This is a genomic window from Rouxiella aceris (assembly GCF_012933545.1).
Classification (GTDB): Bacteria; Pseudomonadota; Gammaproteobacteria; order Enterobacterales; family Enterobacteriaceae; genus Rouxiella; species Rouxiella aceris.
Genome location: NZ_JAADJU010000004.1, coordinates 243,685 through 262,192, shown reverse-complemented (window position 1 = coordinate 262,192; position 18,508 = coordinate 243,685). Strand labels below are relative to the sequence as shown.

13 protein-coding genes are annotated in these 18,508 nt (G+C 52.9%); 5 read left to right on the top strand and 8 right to left on the bottom strand.

Translation table 11 applies throughout. The features are described 5' to 3' along the window. Positions 1-217: 217 nt before the first annotated feature. Both asnS and pncB read right to left on the bottom strand, forming a co-directional pair. A complete protein-coding gene (gene asnS / locus GW590_RS09470; RefSeq protein ID WP_169402771.1) occupies positions 218-1,618 on the bottom strand; it encodes an asparagine--tRNA ligase in 1,401 nt (466 codons plus the stop codon). 299 nt (positions 1,619-1,917) lie between these two features. Then, complete coding sequence (gene pncB / locus GW590_RS09465; RefSeq protein WP_169402770.1) at positions 1,918-3,123, bottom strand: nicotinate phosphoribosyltransferase; 1,206 nt, start codon at positions 3,121-3,123, stop codon at positions 1,918-1,920. A gap of 601 nt (positions 3,124-3,724) precedes the next feature. Between pncB and pepN the strand changes: the two genes are divergently transcribed. Then, positions 3,725-6,376, top strand: a complete 2,652-nt coding sequence (gene pepN / locus GW590_RS09460; protein ID WP_169402769.1) for an aminopeptidase N — start codon at positions 3,725-3,727, stop codon at positions 6,374-6,376. 82 nt (positions 6,377-6,458) lie between these two features. On the opposite strand, the gene ssuB is transcribed toward pepN, so the two are convergent. Genes ssuB through ssuE form a run of 5 tightly spaced genes read right to left on the bottom strand, consistent with a single transcriptional unit; the run spans position 6,459 to position 10,783 of the window. Continuing rightward, the gene (gene ssuB, locus GW590_RS09455; RefSeq protein ID WP_169402768.1) at positions 6,459-7,232 is read right to left on the bottom strand and encodes an aliphatic sulfonates ABC transporter ATP-binding protein; all 774 of its coding nucleotides are present in this window, start codon (positions 7,230-7,232) and stop codon (positions 6,459-6,461) included. Continuing rightward, positions 7,229-8,023, bottom strand: a complete 795-nt coding sequence (gene ssuC, locus GW590_RS09450) for an aliphatic sulfonate ABC transporter permease SsuC (RefSeq protein WP_169402767.1) — start codon at positions 8,021-8,023, stop codon at positions 7,229-7,231. The genes ssuB and ssuC overlap by 4 nt, the downstream gene beginning before the upstream one ends. Before the next feature lie 9 nt (positions 8,024-8,032). After that, entirely contained in the window at positions 8,033-9,187 is a 1,155-nt protein-coding gene (gene ssuD, locus GW590_RS09445; protein ID WP_169402766.1) for an FMNH2-dependent alkanesulfonate monooxygenase, read from the bottom strand. A 15-nt stretch (positions 9,188-9,202) separates the two neighbouring features. Continuing rightward, the gene (locus GW590_RS09440) at positions 9,203-10,177 is read right to left on the bottom strand and encodes an aliphatic sulfonate ABC transporter substrate-binding protein (RefSeq protein ID WP_408014927.1); all 975 of its coding nucleotides are present in this window, start codon (positions 10,175-10,177) and stop codon (positions 9,203-9,205) included. A gap of 30 nt (positions 10,178-10,207) precedes the next feature. Then, positions 10,208-10,783, bottom strand: coding sequence for an NADPH-dependent FMN reductase (ssuE, locus tag GW590_RS09435; protein ID WP_169402765.1), 576 nt, complete (start codon positions 10,781-10,783; stop codon positions 10,208-10,210). Between the two features lie 303 nt (positions 10,784-11,086). On the opposite strand from ssuE, the gene pyrD reads away from it, so the two are divergent. Both pyrD and GW590_RS09425 read left to right on the top strand, forming a co-directional pair. After that, the gene (gene pyrD, locus GW590_RS09430) at positions 11,087-12,097 is read left to right on the top strand and encodes a quinone-dependent dihydroorotate dehydrogenase (protein ID WP_169402764.1); all 1,011 of its coding nucleotides are present in this window, start codon (positions 11,087-11,089) and stop codon (positions 12,095-12,097) included. A 324-nt stretch (positions 12,098-12,421) separates the two neighbouring features. Further along, complete coding sequence (locus GW590_RS09425) at positions 12,422-12,970, top strand: cell division protein ZapC (protein WP_169402763.1); 549 nt, start codon at positions 12,422-12,424, stop codon at positions 12,968-12,970. Positions 12,971-13,067: 97 nt separating this feature from the next. Here the strand turns inward: GW590_RS09425 and GW590_RS09420 are convergent, their stop codons facing one another. Beyond that, positions 13,068-14,177, bottom strand: a complete 1,110-nt coding sequence (locus GW590_RS09420) for a YcbX family protein (RefSeq protein ID WP_328803063.1) — start codon at positions 14,175-14,177, stop codon at positions 13,068-13,070. Between the two features lie 239 nt (positions 14,178-14,416). Here GW590_RS09420 and rlmKL point away from each other — a divergent pair, with 239 nt between their 5' ends. After that, positions 14,417-16,537: a bifunctional 23S rRNA (guanine(2069)-N(7))-methyltransferase RlmK/23S rRNA (guanine(2445)-N(2))-methyltransferase RlmL gene (gene rlmKL, locus GW590_RS09415; RefSeq protein WP_169402762.1), complete on the top strand. Its 2,121-nt coding sequence runs from the start codon at positions 14,417-14,419 to the stop codon at positions 16,535-16,537. Positions 16,538-16,542: 5 nt separating this feature from the next. After that, complete coding sequence (locus GW590_RS09410) at positions 16,543-18,447, top strand: ABC transporter ATP-binding protein (protein ID WP_169402761.1); 1,905 nt, start codon at positions 16,543-16,545, stop codon at positions 18,445-18,447. The last annotated feature ends 61 nt before the right edge of the window (positions 18,448-18,508 follow it).

The following is an 18,508-nucleotide window of genomic DNA, read 5'->3' as shown; positions in this document are numbered from 1 at the left end:
TCCTGTGTCTGAACGCAGTGTTCCATTCAGGGTGCGGTTAATCCACAGCGAAAATGCTACTAAACCCCTAAACTTGTTTCAGTAGGAAAAAGTGTGTAACAAAATATTAAATTTACGGAACTTTGTGACAGGGATCTATGTTTAAAAATGACTAAGGCCAGCATCGCTGGCCTTAGTTTTGTATCTAAATTTGTTAAATTAGAAATATTTTAATTTATTAGAAAGTTGCATTACGTGGTGTTCTTGGGAATGGGATCACATCACGTACGTTTTGTACGCCGGTGACATAGGCTACTAAACGTTCAAAACCCAAACCAAAACCAGAATGTGGCACAGTGCCGTAGCGACGCAGATCGCGATACCACCAGTAATCTTCTTTATTCAGACCCATTTCTTCCAGACGGGCATCCAGTCTGTCCAGACGCTCTTCACGCTGAGAACCGCCGATAATTTCGCCAATTCCCGGGGCCAATACGTCCATGGCGGCCACGGTCTTGCCGTCTTCGTTCATGCGCATATAGAAAGCTTTGATATCTTTCGGATAGTTTTTAACCACTACCGGTGCTTTAAAATGCTTTTCGGCCAGATAACGTTCATGTTCTGAGGAGAGATCGACACCCCAGGAAACGTCATTTTCAAATTTCTGACCTGATGCGATGAGGATTTCCACTGCCTCGGTATAATCCACCTGGGCGAAATCTGAAGTTACAAATCGTTCCAGGCGTGAAATGGCGTCTTTGTCTACACGTTCGGCAAAAAACGCCATATCGTCTGCGCGTTCGTTAAGAACCGCCTGAAAAACATACTTAAGCATGCGTTCAGCCAGTGACGCGATATCGTCGAGAGTGGCAAAGGCCACTTCCGGTTCAACCATCCAGAACTCGGCAAGGTGACGGCTGGTATTGGAGTTTTCTGCACGGAAGGTCGGACCAAAGGTGTAAACCTTGGACAGTGCACAGGCATAGGTTTCGCCATTAAGCTGACCGGATACAGTAAGGAAGGCTTCTTTACCAAAGAAATCTTCGCTGAAATCCACTTCGCCTTTATCGGTACGCGGCAGGTTTTGCAAATCCAGCGTGGAGACGCGGAACATTTCGCCAGCGCCTTCGGTATCGGAGGCGGTGATCAGCGGCGTTGAAACCCAAAAATAGCCGTTTTCATGATAAAAACGGTGTATGGCCTGCGACAGCGTATTACGTACGCGCGCCACGGCACCAATCAGATTGGTGCGCGGACGCAGGTGCGCCACTTCGCGCAGATATTCGATGCTGTGACGTTTTGCCGCCATCGGGTAAGTATCAGGATCGTCAACCCAACCGACAACCTTGATGGAGGTCGCCTGCAATTCAAAGCTTTGGCCTTCGCCAGGTGAGGCGACAACGGTGCCGGTGACTTCAACCGAGCAGCCGGTGGTCAGACGCAGAACTTCATCCTGATAATTGGGCAAAGAATTATTTACGACGGCCTGTAACGGATTAAAGCAGGAGCCGTCATAAACGGCGAGGAAGGAGATGCCAGCTTTAGAATCTCTCCGGGTACGCACCCAACCGCGTACGGTGACTTCACTGTCAACCGCTGCACGGCCTTGCAGTACGTCGACTACAGGCACAACGCTCATAGATTTCTCTCTTTAAATTATCTGATTGTTCAGATGATGATACCAATGGTTTTAAATTCGTATAAAAAACCTGTTTAAAATGTCTCGCACCCTTAGCAAGAAGGGGTTTTGCTATGTTACTTAGCCTTTTTCAGGACACAAGCAGAAATCGTCAACCGCAGGCAACATTTATCCCGCAGCGGGTCGGCCTGTCTGGCAATATCACATTATGTTATCAACTGCAGCGGATCATGGGGAAGGTGCTGGTCGGGGATTGCCCTGCGCCGGTAAGGGAGACGCAGGGCAGGGTAGAAAGCGTATCAGGAGGCTTTTTTTACCAACGGCAGGTCAAAGGCTTTGCGCAGCGCCTTAACAAAGGCTTTATCCTGACAAATGGTTTTGCCCGGGCTATCGGATAATTTTGCCACCGGTTTGCCGTTACACTGCACCAGCTTAATCACGATATTTAGCGGCTTAACCTGAGGAATATTGCAGGTTAGACGGGTTCCTATACCAAATACCAGATTGATGCGTTGATGGAAATGACGGTACAGCTCCAGCGCTTTATCAAGATCCAGATTATCTGAAAACACCAGGGTTTTACTCATGGGTTCAATGCCCAGTTGCTGATAATGGGCAATGGCTTTTTCACCCCACTCGACGGGATCGCCGGAGTCATGGCGCAGTCCCTGGTAAGCGCTGGCAAATTTGCTGCCAAAGTCACGCAGAAAAGCATCCATGGTAATGCAGTCGGTGAGCGCAATCCCCAACTGATCCGGGTATTCGTCCAGCCAGGCCTGTAGCGCCGCGCGCTGGCTATTGGCCAGTACCGGACTCAGTTGCTGATGCGCCTGGAACCACTCATGAGCCTGAGTGCCCACCGGATTAAGCTGCAACTGATGCGCCAAATCATAGTTGCTGGTGCCGACCAGATAGGGGAATTCATCTTTTAGTGTGCTGACAATGGCGTGCTGCACCGACGCCGAAAAACGACGGCGGGTACCGAAATCCATTAGCTTAAAGCCCGACATATCGAGATTTGCCGAATTTTTGCTAAATTGCTGCAGATTGTGACGCAACTGAGCAACGGCCATCTCGACAGTGGCATCCGGTGAGCGACGGCGGTGTACCACTTCACTGATCACCGCCAGCAGCGGAACTTCCCACATAATCACTTCACGCCAGGGGCCAGCAATACGTATATGCAGTTGTCCACCGAGATCCGTGACCTCAACGTGCTGTGGGTTATAGCGAAAGCCGCGCAACCATTGCAGGTAATCCTGGCTAAAGAATGGCAGGCTGTCGAGATAGCGGAACTCGTCGTCCGTCAGCGCCAGCTTACTCATCAGCTCAATCTGTTGACGGATCTCTTGCGCATATTCGCCCAGTAATTCGTCACCTCGGCAACGAAATTCGGCGACAACATGACTGTTCGCGTAGCGATGGTAGACGGCCTGCTGCATATGCAGCTTATAGGCGTCAGTATCTAACAACGACGTCAAAATCGGGGAGGCGTATGAAGTCATATCGCGTACTGCATCCTCGTCAGAAGCAACAGGCCTACCCAAGGTCTCTCTCGTCACGATGGCGGACACGCTACTGTGACTGCAATGACGTTGGGTATTTCAATTTTTATAGCCTGAATAAAGCGGCAAAGTTCGGGAAGTATACCGCATTATCCAGTAAATGAACCCTCATCACAGCATAATTCCCTGCGTCGGGTCGAGGGTTAAACGTGCTTTAGGCAGCAGGAAATCGGTCATTTAATGCAAACAATTAACAGAAAAACAGCCGAATATTTGTGCGGGGATTTTATTTAATGGCGAGGAAATACAAGGTGTTGCCTGACGCCTTGCCTCTGTTTTCAGTCAGTATGCTGCGGCTAAAAAACTCCGCCAGGGTAGCCATTATTTTATTGCCACGTTGATAGAAATAGCACTAAAACGTTAAAAAACAGTAAATAAAGCGGCGGGATATTTTTCGACTGCCACAGAGGGCGTTGCCTGTATTGAATAAAAGCTCACCGGTTGTCCGCTGCATTCTGGCAACAATCTGGGAATTTCCCCCTTCTGTGATAAAGTTTACTTTACTCGCGTATCCCACTGAAAACGCCAAAAGGTCCTTCTTATGACAGATCAACTGCAAGCAGAGCAACAGACCGATACCGCCACGCAACCGCAGGTTAAATATCGCCACGATTACCGCGCGCCTGATTACACCATTACCGATATTGATCTGGATTTTGAGCTTGATGCTCAGACCACCGTGGTCACCGCCGTCAGCCAAATCAAGCGCCTGGGCGCTGAAGGTGCCGCGCTGGTCTTAAATGGCGAAGATCTGACCTTGCAGAGCCTGCAAATCAATGGTCAGGACTGGCCGAACTATCAGCTGCGTGACAATGCCTTGACCATCACCGGGCTGCCCGAAGCCTTTGAACTGAAAATCGTCAACGAAATCCATCCGGCGAAAAACAGCGCCCTTGAGGGGTTATATCTCTCCGGCGAGGCGCTCTGTACCCAGTGTGAAGCTGAAGGCTTCCGCCATATTACCTACTATCTCGATCGTCCAGACGTGCTGGCCCGCTTTAGCACCCGCATTGTCGCCGATAAGGCGCGTTACCCTTATTTATTGTCTAACGGTAACCGTATCGATCAGGGGGAACTGGACGGCGGTCGCCATTGGATTAAATGGCAGGATCCGTTCCCAAAACCTTGCTACCTGTTTGCGCTGGTGGCCGGCGACTTTGACGTGCTGCGCGATACCTTTACCACTCGTTCCGGTCGCGATGTGGCGCTGGAGCTGTTTGTTGATCGTGGCAACCTCGATCGCGCCGGTTGGGCTATGACCTCGCTCAAGCAGTCGATGAAGTGGGATGAAACCCGTTTTGGTCTGGAATACGATCTTGATATCTTTATGATCGTTGCCGTCGACTTCTTTAATATGGGCGCGATGGAGAACAAAGGCCTCAACGTCTTTAACTCAAAATATGTGCTGGCCAAAGCGGAAACCGCCACCGATAAAGATTATCTCGGCATCGAAGCGGTGATTGGTCACGAATATTTCCATAACTGGACCGGCAACCGTGTTACCTGCCGCGACTGGTTCCAACTGAGCCTGAAAGAAGGCCTGACGGTATTCCGCGATCAGGAGTTCAGCTCGGATTTGGGTTCTCGCTCGGTGAACCGTATTGATAATGTGCGCATTATGCGTGGTGCGCAGTTTGCAGAAGATGCCAGCCCGATGGCGCATCCTATCCGCCCGGATAAAGTTATCGAAATGAATAACTTTTATACGCTGACTGTGTATGAGAAAGGCTCGGAAGTGATCCGCATGCTGCATACGCTGCTGGGTGAACAGCAGTTCCAGGCCGGTATGCAGCTCTATTTTGAACGTCATGACGGCAGTGCCGCCACCTGCGACGATTTTGTGCAGGCGATGGAAGATGCTTCCAACGTCGATTTGTCACTGTTCCGCCGTTGGTACAGTCAGTCCGGTACCCCGGTTCTGACGGTGCGTGACGACTATGATGTTGAAAAACAGACTTATACCCTGACGGTCAGCCAGAAAACCCCGGCGACCCCGGATCAGGCAGAAAAGCTGCCACTGCATATCCCGCTGGATATCGAGCTTTATGATCCTCAAGGGGAAGTGATTGCGCTGAAGCAGGGCGGCCAAAAAGTCAGTAACGTATTAAATGTCACGCAAGCGGAACAGACCTTTATTTTTGAAGAGGTCGCCGCGCAGCCAACGCCTTCTTTATTACGCGAGTTTTCTGCTCCGGTGAAACTCGATTATAAGTATGGTGACCAGCAACTGACTTTCCTGATGAAATATGCCCGCAACGACTTCTCCCGCTGGGATGCGGCACAGAGTCTGCTGGCGATTTATATCAAGTTGAACGTGGCGCGTCATCAGCAGAAGCAGCCGCTTTCTCTGCCGCTGCACGTAGCGGACGCCTTCCGCGCGGTGCTGCTCGATGAGCATATCGATCCGGCGTTGGCAGCACAGATTTTGACCCTGCCGTCAGAAAACGAAATCGCCGAACTGTTCGACACTATTGACCCGGAAGCGATCAGCGCCGTACATACCGCCATCACCCGCTGTCTGGCCAGCGAAATGGCCGACGAGTTCTCGGCGGTGTATCACGCCCATCGTCTGCCGTCTTATCGCGTTGAGCATGCGGATATTGCCCGCCGTTCACTGCGTAATGTCTGTCTGCGTTACCTGGCGTTTACCGATGCGGTGGAAGCCGACAAACGGGTGATTACCCAGTTCGAACAGGCTGACAATATGACCGACTCCCTGGCCGCCATGTCCGCTGCCGTAGCGGCCAACCTGCCGTGCCGCGATAGGTTGCTTGCTGCCTTTGATCAGCGCTGGCATCAGGATGGTCTGGTGATGGACAAGTGGTTTATGCTGCAAGCCACCAGTCCGGCAGCTGATGTGCTGACCCAGGTGCGTAGCTTGTTGACACACCGTTCGTTTAGCATGAGCAATCCCAACCGTATTCGTTCACTGATTGGTGCCTTTGCTCAGGGCAATCCGGCGGCATTCCATGCGGCAGACGGTAGCGGTTATCAGTTCCTGGCGGAGATGCTGACCGATCTTAATACCCGCAATCCGCAGGTAGCCGCCCGGATGATTGAACCGCTGATCCGCCTTAAACGCTATGACCAACATCGTCAGGCGTTGATGCGTCAGGCATTGGAACAGCTAAAAGGCCTGGAAAATCTCTCCGGCGACCTGTTTGAGAAAATAAGCAAAGCGCTGAGTGCCTGATTACTCGACCGGTAGAGGATAAGTCACAACAAGGGCGATAAAGGGCGATAGTCATATCGCCCTTTTTTATTACTCTTGCCGATTAAACCTGGGCGCGCAATGCCTCTACGGGCGACGGCTGCGGACGCAGCACACGCTCAAGCACCTCGGCTTCCAGCTCCGCCAGTCGTGCGGAACCGCGTCGACGGGGACGGGGCAAATCCACCGTCAAATCCAGCCCTATCTCACCTTGTTCAATTAAAATCACCCGATCGGCGACGGTTACTGCCTCGCTGACATCGTGGGTGACCAGCAAGACGGTAAAACCATGCTGTTGCCACAGGCGTTCAATCAGGCTTTGCATTTCAATACGCGTCAGGGCGTCGAGTGCCCCCAGAGGTTCATCCAGCAGCAGCAGGCGAGGGCGATGGATCAAGGCACGGGCCAGTGCCACGCGCTGTTTTTGTCCGCCCGACAGCGCCGACGGCCACTCGTTGGCGCGATCTGCCAGTCCCACTTCGGTCAATGCGGCGAGTGCCGCTTCGCGCCAGGCACCTTTTAATCCTAATCCGACGTTATCAATGACTTTTTTCCACGGCAGCAGGCGATCGTCCTGAAACATCAGCCGCGTGTCGTCTCTTGCCTGGCTGAGCGGGGCGCTGCCGCTCAGCAATTCTCCGCTGCTGCTGTGTTCCAGGCCGGCCAGCAGCCGAAGCAGGGTACTTTTTCCACAGCCGCTGCGGCCGACCACGGCAACAAACTGGCCGGGGGCAATACGTAAATTGATATCTTTTAATACATTGCGCGGGCCGTAGTTTTTACCAATACCCGCCAGCGTCACCGGCGTGCCCTGCGGGATACGAGTGAGTTCGCTCATGCGGTTTCTCCTGATTTCACTTGATAAGCCGGGTGCCAGCGCAGCCAGATATTCTCGAGTTTTCTGGCCAGAATATCCGCCAGCTTGCCGAGGATGGCATACAAAATAATTGCCACCACCACCACGTCGGTTTGCAGAAATTCACGGGCGTTCATCGCCAGATAGCCAATACCTGAATTGGCCGAGATAGTTTCCGCAACGATCAGCGTTAACCACATAAATCCCAGCGCGAAACGCACACCGACCATAATCGACGGCAGGGCGCCGGGTAAAACCACCTGAGTAAACAGCGGCAAGCCGGAAAGCCCGTAGCTGCGCGACATTTCCAGCAGTCCGCGATCGATATTACGAATGCCGTGATAGGTATTGAGATAGACAGGGAACAGCGTCCCCAGTGCCACCAGAAAAATCTTCGCTGTCTCATCAATACCAAACCAAAGGATCACCAGCGGGATCAACGCCAGATGCGGAATATTGCGCAGCATTTGCAGCGAACTATCCAGCAGACGCTCGCCGAGGCGAGACAATCCGGTGATAAATCCCAGTAACAGACCAAGGCTGCCGCCAATAACAAAACCGGCCAGCGCTCTGAAGGTGCTGATTTTCAGGTTTTGCCACAGGTCGCCGGACTTGGCCAGCGTCCAAAACGCCTCTACCACCGCGCTGGGGGCGGGCAGAATGCGGGTGGACAACCAGCCAGCCTGTGCTGCCCACTGCCAGCCAGCGAGCACCAGCAGCGGTAAAATCCACGGAATAAGGCGATTCGTCCCGGCTTGCATGTGCTTATTCATCCTGCCCCCTTAGCTTTGCGCCGCGCGTAACGGGGCAAACTCATGGGCGACCAGTTCACCATGTGGCTTAATGGTGCGCTGTGCTGCACTTTCATTTTGCGCGGCGCTGGCCAGATCGAGATGCGGGAACAGCAGTTCGCTGACCCGATAGGCCTCTTCGAGATGTGGATAGCCGGAGAACACAAAAGTATCGATGCCTAAATCGGCGTATTCCTGCATTCTGGCTGCCACCGTAGCGCCATCACCCACCAGCGCCGTTCCGGCCCCTCCACGCACCAGGCCAACGCCCGCCCACAGGTTAGGACTGATCTCCAGCTTATCGCGCTGCCCGCCGTGCAAGGCAGCCATACGATGCTGGCCCACCGAGTCGGTACGAGCGAAGGCCGCCTGCGCTTTGGCAATGGTTTCATCGTCGAGATTGGCAATCAGCCGATTGGCGGCCTGCCAGGCTTCTTCATTGGTTTCACGCACAATAACGTGCAGACGGATACCAAAGCGCACTGTGCGGCCTTTGGCTGCCGCCTTGGCGCGTACCTGCTCAATTTTTTCTTTTACCTGTGCCGGGGGCTCACCCCAGGTCAGATAGAGTTCGACCTGTTCGGCGGCGAGATCCTGTGCGGCTTCCGAAGAGCCGCCAAAATAGAGCGGAGGGCGAGGGGTTTGTAGTGGCGGATGCAGCAAACGCGCACCTTTAACGCGAATATGTTTACCCTCATAATCGACGGTTTCCCCTTCCAGCACCCTGCGCCAGATGCGGGTAAATTCCGCCGAGGCTTCGTAACGTTCCTCATGGTTCAGGAACAGACCTTCCGCCGCCAGCTCTTCCGGGTCACCGCCGGTCACCAGATTAAACAGCGCGCGGCCATTAGAAAGGCGATCCAGGGTGGCAGCCTGTCTGGCCGCCAGGGTCGGGGAAATAATGCCGGGGCGCAGCGCCACCAGAAATTTCAGACGCTGGGTCACCGGGATCAATGAAGCGGCGACCAGCCAGGAGTCTTCGCACGAGCGGCCGGTGGGGATCAGTACGCCACCAAATCCCAGCCGGTCGGCAGCCTGGGCAATCTGTTGCAGGTAACCGTGGTCTACGGCGCGTGCACCTTCGTCAGTGCCGAGATAACGGCCGTCACCGTGGGTAGGTAAAAACCAGAATACGTTCAGACTCATGGGCATTTCCTCTTGTTAATTGCCTGTGGCCGGTGCATGCCAGATACGGTCGGCGATGACTACGGGTTTTGGCAGCAGATGATTTTGGTAGAACAGATCCGCTGTCTGCTGTTGTGCTTGCTCGGTACGGGTATCTACCGGCTTGATTGGCAAGTCGGGAAGATGTGACAGGTAGGCGGCTACCACGTTATCTGGCAGTCCCATGGCTTTCGACAATAAGGCGATACTTTGCTGCGGGTCGGACTTGATCAGCGCATTGGCCTGGGTCAACACCTGCAGGACAGCAGAAATAAATTGCGGATGCGCCTCGGTATAAGGTTTCGGCGCCAGATAGAACGAACCGGTTTGATGCAGCGAGCTGCCGTCGGTCAGAACACGCACACCACCCTGCAACTGCGCAGCGGAATAGTACGGATCCCATACTGCCCAGGCATCGACATCATGCTGCTGGAAGGCGGCGCGGGCATCGGCGGGGGTGAGATATACCGGTTGAATATCGCTGATGTTCAGCCCTGCCTGTTGCAAGGCACGCAACAGCAAATTGTGCGAACTGGAGCCTTTCTGGAAGGCGACTTTGTGGCCTTTTAGATCGGCGACGCTTTTGATGGCACTGTCATTGGCCACCAGGATCACTTCCGCTTTAGGCGTTGGCGGCTGGAAACCGACATACAGTAAGTCTGCGCCAGCGGCCTGAGCAAACAGCGGCGGTAAATCCCCGGTGCCCCCAAAGTCGATACTGCCAACGTTTAAGGCTTCAAGAATTTGCGGGCCGGCAGGAAATTCGACCCAGCTGATTTTGGTATTGGGAAAACGATCTTCCAGCAGATGATGGCTTTTGGCCAGCACCAGGCCAACCGAGCCTTTTTGGTAGGCAATGCGCAGCTGAGCAGGTGCCTGTTCCACGGCGTTGGCAGGAAAAATGCTGGTCAGTCCCAGGGCTAATGCCAGCAAGGGTAGCCAGGCTTTGGTGCCAGGGATAAAACGTTTAATAAAGCGATGATTTATCACAAGGTGCTCCGCTCAGGCGTAAGTAGGTTGATGTTTGGCGCGCGCCTGCGTCAGCGCATGGCGATGGCCGAGGGCAACAAGAAATGTCTCCAGCGCATCCTCTAACCGCACCTGCAATGTGCTGTCCAGTTCTGCCGGGAAACGCTGGTATTGGCCAATCAGGCGATCTTCGGCGAAAACGCCCTGTAGTACCTCCTGGGCTTTTAGCGCGTTAAGTACCGGTTTGAGCGCATAGTCGATGGCCAGCATATGGCCGCTGGATCCGGCGGTGGCGAGAGGCAACACCACTTTATGCTCCAGCGCACGTTCAGGAAGCAGATCGAGCAACGTTTTCAGCGCGCCGGCAAATGAGGCTTTATAGACCGGCGTCGCAATCAGCAGGCCATCGGCGCTGGCAAGTTCACTGATCAGCGTTTTGAGCTGCGGACTATCGAAATTGGCAAACAGTAAATCCTCGGCGGTGAAGTCTTGCAGACGGTAAGAGATCACCTCCACGCCGTGCTCGGTCAGCCACTGTTGGCTAAGAGCAAGAAGTGCGGTAGAGCGCGAAGGCTGACGTGGACTACCGGCAATTGATATAACTTTCATTCCGACCCTCTTATAACTAATTGTTATATTACTGACGTTTTTGTTAATGAATTAGGTTTAAAGTAGCAGGCGATGGCTTATGACTGGAAATCTTAATTTTAGGATTTGATAGTTCAGAAATGGATAAAGCACGAGGAAGGCCAGGATTCTGGCGGTTGGCGTATCCGCGCTGTTAAATAAAAGTAATCGTTTGCGTAGGATGACGATATTTATCCTGAATCAATTCCAATTGTCTCTGGCTTAGTCGATAATACCGCCCCGACTGGCCACCAGCCATTAGCCACCGGGACCTCAGGAGAATCCATGTATTATCCCTTCGTTAAGAAAGCACTGTTTCAGCTCGATCCCGAGCGCGCGCACGAATTGACTTTTCGCCAACTCAGCCTTATTTCCGGCTCTCCTTTTGAGTTCCTTATTCGTCAATCCGTGCCCAGCAAACCGGTTACCTGTATGGGGCTGACGTTCAAGAACCCGCTGGGACTGGCCGCCGGTCTGGATAAAAACGGTGACTGCATTGCGGCATTAGGCGCCCTGGGGTTCGGTTTTGTGGAAGTGGGCACAGTGACGCCTCGCGCCCAGGACGGCAATCCCAAGCCAAGAATATTTCGGGTGGTCGATGCCGAAGGCATAATTAACCGCATGGGTTTTAATAACCTCGGTGTTGATAATTTAGTCAATAACGTCAAAAAATCGCACTTTGACGGCGTGCTCGGCATTAATATCGGCAAGAATAAAGATACGCCGGTGGAGAATGGCAAGGACGATTATTTGATCTGCATGGAGAAGGTTTATCCCTATGCCGGTTATATTGCCATTAATATCTCCTCACCCAACACCCCCGGATTGCGTACTTTGCAATATGGCGAAGCGCTTGACGATCTGCTGGCCGCTATCAAAAATAAACAGCTCGAGCTGCAGCAGCGCCATCAAAAATATGTCCCGGTGGCGGTGAAGATAGCCCCCGATCTGTCAGTGGAAGAATTGATCCAAATAGCCGACAGTCTGGTGCGTCATAATATGGATGGCGTGATCGCCACCAATACCACCCTGGACCGTAAACTGGTCGCCGGGCTCAATCATTGCGATGAAGCGGGGGGCTTAAGTGGGCGTCCGTTACAGATGCAAAGTACCCTGATTATTCAGATGCTGTCTCAGGAGCTGAAAGGTCGACTGCCAATTATAGGCGTCGGTGGCATTGATTCATTGACCGCCGCCCGCGAAAAAATGGCGGCAGGGGCATCGTTAATTCAACTTTATTCCGGCTTTATCTATCATGGCCCGCGTTTGATTAAAGATATCCTGAAACATATTTGAGGACAGCGAGGTTGCGGTGGCGTTCATTTTTTTAAAAAGAGGCTGAGTTCTTTTTTTTCTAATGTGACGTTTACCGCAATAATTTTGTCAACAAATGAAAACCGGGGTTTATTTCTGCATCCAGCTCGTCTATATTTTGTTCACTGTGTTAATGCGCGACGGAATTTGGCATTATCTCTTCTGTCGGCCAGGCTAACGTACGATTTGTCCTATATATAGGTTGTGCCTGATAGTGTTAACGTAAAGCGATGTGATTTGCGTTCGGTCACAAAAAACCGAGAGATGCGGTCTTGATAACGCCGGTGAGGGAAATAGGATAACGAAATGAAAATCAAACCAGATGATAATTGGCGTTGGTATTTTGATACTGAACATGACCGACTGATGTTGGACTTGGCCAATGGCATGATTTTCCGTTCACGTTTTTCTGCCAAAATGCTGACGCCAGACGCTTTTTCGGAATGCTGTTTTTGCGTTGATGATGCCGCGCTCTATTTTGATTTTGAAGAACAGTGTAAAAAAATTCAATTAGCCAATGAGCAGCGCTCGGAATTAGTACTCAATGCGCTGGTGGCTATTCGTTTTCTGAAACCCTTAATGCCGAAAAGCTGGCATTTTACTCAGCAACGTCATCCTTTCCAGCCCATCAACGGCCAGTTAGCCTGTGTCGATGTCACTGAATCAGGTGAGCAGGCGTTATTGCTGGTGGTTGAATCAGGTGACAATGCCAGTCTGTGCCTGCTGGCGCAGGAACGTTTGACCCTTGCCGGTCGCGGTATGGTGCTCGGCGATGCCATTAAGATCATGCACGATCGTTTAATGCCGGTGGCACCGGTTATTGAAAGTAATCAACTCTACGATACGGCGGTCTGATCCTTCCCCTCCCTGACACCGCCGTGTTTCTGTCTTTGTTGCGCACTCGAGCCACTGCTTCTCGACGTCCATGTTTTACTTCTTAAAGCTGCTATCGTTATTCCAGCACCAGATCCGAAGCCGGAATACAGCTACAGGAGAGGATCTTGCCCGCTTTGCCGATACCGCTGGCTTTCAGCGCGTTGACTTCCCCTGCCACCAGCGTCAGCTTGCAACAGCCACAAATTCCGGCGCGACAGGAATAAGGTACCTTCAAGCCTTGTTGTTCCAGCTGTTCCAGCAGGATTTGTTGATTGTTACCTATAAAGGTAGTGCCCTGAAAACTGATGCTGACCGGCTGCGCACTATTTTTTGGCACCTCGACGCTTTCCACCACCTGACCAGCCGCATAGGGACGGGCCGGTTTGCGCGCCAGGATCTCCACGCTGTCACCGACGCGGATCATGCCGTTATTGCGCGCTATCATATTTTGCCCAAAGTCGACATCGCCGTTATCGGCGGTGCGATAGCTTTGCAGGGTTTTCAACGGCTCGCCCGTCGGATGTTTTCTGCCGCGTTCAATGCTCACCGTGGTAAGCACACAGCGGCTACAAGGTTTGACCAGATCAAAAATCACTTCGCCGACGCGGATGGTCTGCCAGCCGTCCTCCTCATAAGGCTGAGCGCCGGCGATCACCAGGTTCGGTCGAAACTGCTCGACTTTGACACTGCTCGGGCAACGGTTTTTCAAATCAAACAGCGAGGCTTCGTTGATCAGTAAATAGGGATAACCGTCGGCAAAGGTGAGCGGGATCGCCGGCTGGTTTTTCACTCGACGGGTCAATTCCGGACCAACCCAGCGCAGTTGCACTTCTCGTTGCAGATAGCCACTTAACCAGCTGTTGACCTTTTGCGGGGCAATCAGCGCCGTAAAGTGATTTCCCCAAACTTCGGTCGGTTGCGACTGGGGGGCAAAATCACTGAATTTGAGCGATATATGATCATGGCCGTCGGGAGCGGTTAAAATTAATCCATCCGGGAGTAAAGCCGGAGTAAACTGCACCAGTTGCGGATACTGACGGGCGGTAATAAACATGCCCTGTGCATCGGTGAGCATAAAAAGCCGATCAAATGCCAGTCCGCCGGGCGTAACCTGGGCATGAGAAAGCTGCAGACCGCGCATGGATTTTACCGGGTGAACGAAGAGTCTGGAAAGGGTAACCAACATTTGCCTCCTGGCTGGCTAGGTGCTCTTTTTGTATTGTCACAGAGACTTTATGACAACCGGGTAGGATTAGCTATAATGCGCCACTGATTTCTTTATGCCCGATGTTCTTGATGCCGCCTTTGCGTTATCGGCATGCGCTGCGACATCAGGGTCGGGCATAGGCTTGCCACATCTTTCGAGATGATGGCGGGTTTAATGCCGTTTCTTATAGGTAATAACTTTTAGGTGATTAATTCAATATGAACTCTTTGTTTGCCAGCACGGCGCGTGGATTGGAAGAACTATTAAAAAGCGAACTTGAAACGCTGGGTGCGCAGGCCTGCAAAGTGGTGCAGGGAGGGGTGCATTTTGAGGGCGACGATCGCCTGCTCTATCAAAGTCTGTTGTGGAGCCGATTGGCTTCGCGCATCCTGCTTCCGTTAAACGAGTTTAAGGTTCACAGCGATCTCGACCTTTATATGGGCGTGATGGCCATTGACTGGCCGTCGATTTTTAGCGTCGATAAAACTTTTGCTGTGCACTTCAGTGGCCTTAACGATGAGATCCGTAACAGCCAATACGGCGCGCTGAAAGTCAAAGACGCCATTGTCGACAGCTTTACCCGCAAAATTGACCAGCGTCCTAACGTCGCCAAACAGCAGCCGGATATTCGCGTGAACGTATTTTTGCAACGTGATACCGCCAGCGTGGCGCTGGATCTCAGCGGTGAAGGTCTGCATCAGCGCGGCTATCGCGATCTGGCCGGACAGGCACCGTTAAAAGAGAACCTGGCGGCGGCGATTGTTATGCGTTCTGGCTGGCAGGCGGGTACGCCGATGGTCGATCCAATGTGCGGTTCCGGTACGCTGCTGATTGAAGCGGCAATGATTGCCGGCGATCGCGCGCCGGGTCTGCATCGTCAACACTGGGGATTTAGCGCCTGGTCGAACTTTAATGCCGAGCTGTGGCATGAGCTGACCAGCGAAGCCCAGGTGCGTACCAAACGCGCGGTGCAGGAAACCACCTCCCGTTTCTTTGGCTCGGATATCGATCGCCGGGTTATTGAGATGGCGAAAGGCAATGCGCGTCGTGCCGGCGTGGCGGAGCTGATCAGTTTCGAAGCTGCGGAAGTGGGCAAGTTAAAGAACCCGCTGCCGGAAGGCCCGGTCGGTACGCTGATCAGTAACCCGCCATATGGTGAGCGTCTGGAAAGCGAACCGGCACTGATTGCTCTGCATAACCAGTTGGGACGCATTGCCAAAACCCAGTTTGGTGGCTGGCAGCTGTCGCTGTTTAGCGCATCCCCTGAGCTGCTTAGCTGTTTGCAACTTCGCGCCGAGCGCCAGTTCAAGGCAAAAAATGGCCCGCTGGAGTGCGTGCAGAAAAACTATCAGTTGGCTGAGAATCCGCTGGGCACTTCCGCCACGCCGCTGGCAGAAGATTTTGCCAACCGCCTGCGTAAAAACGTCAAGAAACTGGAAAAATGGGCCAAACAGCAGGGCATTGAGTGCTACCGCCTGTATGATGCCGACTTGCCGGATTATAATGTTGCCGTTGACCGCTACGGCAGCAAAGTGGTGGTGCAGGAGTATGCGCCACCAAAAACTGTCGATGCACAAAAAGCACGTCAGCGCCTGTTTGACGTGATTAATGCTACGCTGTCGGTGCTGGATATTTCTTCCAACCAGTTGGTACTGAAAACCCGCGAGCGGCAGAAAGGCACCAGCCAATATGAAAAACTGGCGCAAAAAGGCGAGTTTTTGCAGGTTGAGGAGTTTAACGCCAAGTTCTGGGTTAACCTGACTGACTATCTCGATACCGGCCTGTTCCTCGATCACCGCATTGCCCGTAAGATGCTGGGCGAAATGAGTGAGGGAAAAGATTTCCTTAACCTGTTTGCCTATACCGGTACCGCCAGCGTTCATGCCGGTCTCGGCGGCGCGCGCAGTACCACCACCGTGGATATGTCGCGCACCTATCTGGAGTGGGCAGAGAAAAACCTGCGGGTTAATGGTCTGACCGGGCGTCAACATCGCCTGATCCAGGCCGACTGCCTCTCCTGGCTGGGGATGGCGGATGAGCAATTTGATGTGATCTTTATCGATCCGCCAACTTTCTCCAATTCAAAACGTATGGCCGAAAGCTTTGACGTGCAGCGCGATCATTTGCTGTTAATGAAAGATCTGAAGCGCATTTTACGTCGTAACGGCACCATTATGTTTTCAAACAATAAACGCGGATTCCAGATGGACGCCGAGGGCCTGAGTAAACTCGGTCTGAGCGCCGTGGATATCACCAGCAAAACCCAGTCGCAGGATTTTGCCCGTAACCGCCAAATTCACAACTGCTGGCTGATCACTCACGCCAGCGAGGAAAAATAAAGTCTATGTCGTTAATCAGCATGTCGGGTGCCTGGCTGTCTTTCAGCGATGCACCACTTTTAGACAATACCGAATTACATATCGAAGCCAATGAACGCGTCTGTCTGGTTGGGCGTAACGGCGCGGGTAAATCGACCCTGATGAAAATTCTCAACCGCGAAGTGCCGCTGGATGACGGACGCATCGTGTATGAGCAGGATCTGATCGTTGCCCGCTTGCAGCAGGATCCACCGCGCAATATCGGCGGTACGGTTTTCGACTTTGTTTCGGAAGGGGTATTTGAGCAGGCGGAGCATCTAAAAGCCTATCACGCCATTTCCCATCTGGTGGAAACCGATCCCAGCGAAAAGAATATGAATCGTCTGGCGCAGGTCATGGAGATCCTCGATCACCAGGGTCTGTGGCAGCTCGACAGCCGTATCAGCGAAGTGTTGCTACAGCTGGGCCTGGATGGCGATACCGAACTTTCGGCGCTCTCCGGCGGCTGGCTGCGTAAAGCGGCATTGGGTCGCGCGCTGGTCAGTTCCCCGCAGGTGTTGCTGCTGGATGAACCGACCAACCACCTGGATATTGAAAGTATCAACTGGCTGGAAGAGTTCCTGAAAGAGTTTCAGGGCAGCATTATCTTTATTTCCCATGACCGTTCATTTATCCGCAATATGGCGACGCGCATTGTCGATCTCGATCGCGGCAAACTGGTGTCTTATCCGGGCAACTATGAACTCTATCTGACCAGCAAAGAAGAAGCGCTGCGCGTTGAAGAGTTGCAGAATGCCGAGTTTGATAAAAAACTGGCGCAGGAAGAAGTGTGGATCCGTCAGGGGATTAAAGCCCGCCGTACCCGTAATGAAGGCCGTGTACGTGCATTGAAGGCGCTGCGTAAAGAACGCTCCGATCGCCGCGAAGTTCTGGGCACGGCGAAAATGCAGGTCGAAGAGGCCAGCCGCTCAGGCAAAATCGTCTTTGAAATGGAAGATGTCAGCTACAACATCGCTGGCAAGCAATTGGTCAGCCACTTCTCTGCCCAAGTGATGCGTGGTGATAAAATTGCTCTGGTCGGTCCTAACGGCTGTGGTAAAACCACCTTGTTGAAACTGATGCTGGCGCAATTGCAGGCGGACAGCGGTCGCATTCACTGCGGGACCAAGCTGGAAGTGGCCTATTTTGACCAGCACCGCGCCGAGCTGGATCCGGAACGCACGGTGATGGATAACCTGGCCGAAGGCAAGCAGGAAGTGATGGTCAATGGCCGTTCGCGTCACGTTCTCGGGTATTTACAGGACTTCCTGTTCCATCCGAAACGGGCAATGACCCCGGTCAAGGCGCTGTCGGGCGGTGAACGTAATCGTCTGTTGCTGGCAAAATTATTCCTGCGCCCAAGCAACCTGCTGATCCTCGATGAACCTACCAACGACCTGGATGTTGAAACCCTGGAATTGCTGGAAGAGCTGATCGACAGCTATCAGGGTACGGTAATGCTGGTCAGCCATGACCGCGAATTTGTTGATAACTCTGCCACCGAATGCTGGATTTTTGAAGGCAATGGCGTTATTAACAGTTACGTGGGAGGGTATCACGATGCCCATCATCAGCGTCGTACCCAACGCCAGCTGCGTCAGCCCGCGGCGGTGAACGACAAACCTGCGGCAACGGTAAAAGCAGAACCGGCGAAACGTAGCGCCAATAAACTGAGTTACAATCTGCAGCGTGAACTTGAACAGCTGCCGGAGAAAATCAGTGAGTTGGAACAACGGATCGACGCGCTGGGCAAACAGATGAGCGATGCCAGCTTTTTCTCGCGCCCTTATGATGAAACGCAGCAGGTAATCAATGCCCTGGCGGCAGCCGAGCTCGAATTTGAGCAGGCATTTGCCCGTTGGGAAGAGCTCGAAGCACAGAAGAACGCCTGACGTTGACTCTGGCCCTGACTCCTTGCCGTTGTGGCGTAGGGGTCAGGGCATCCCTGGTGTT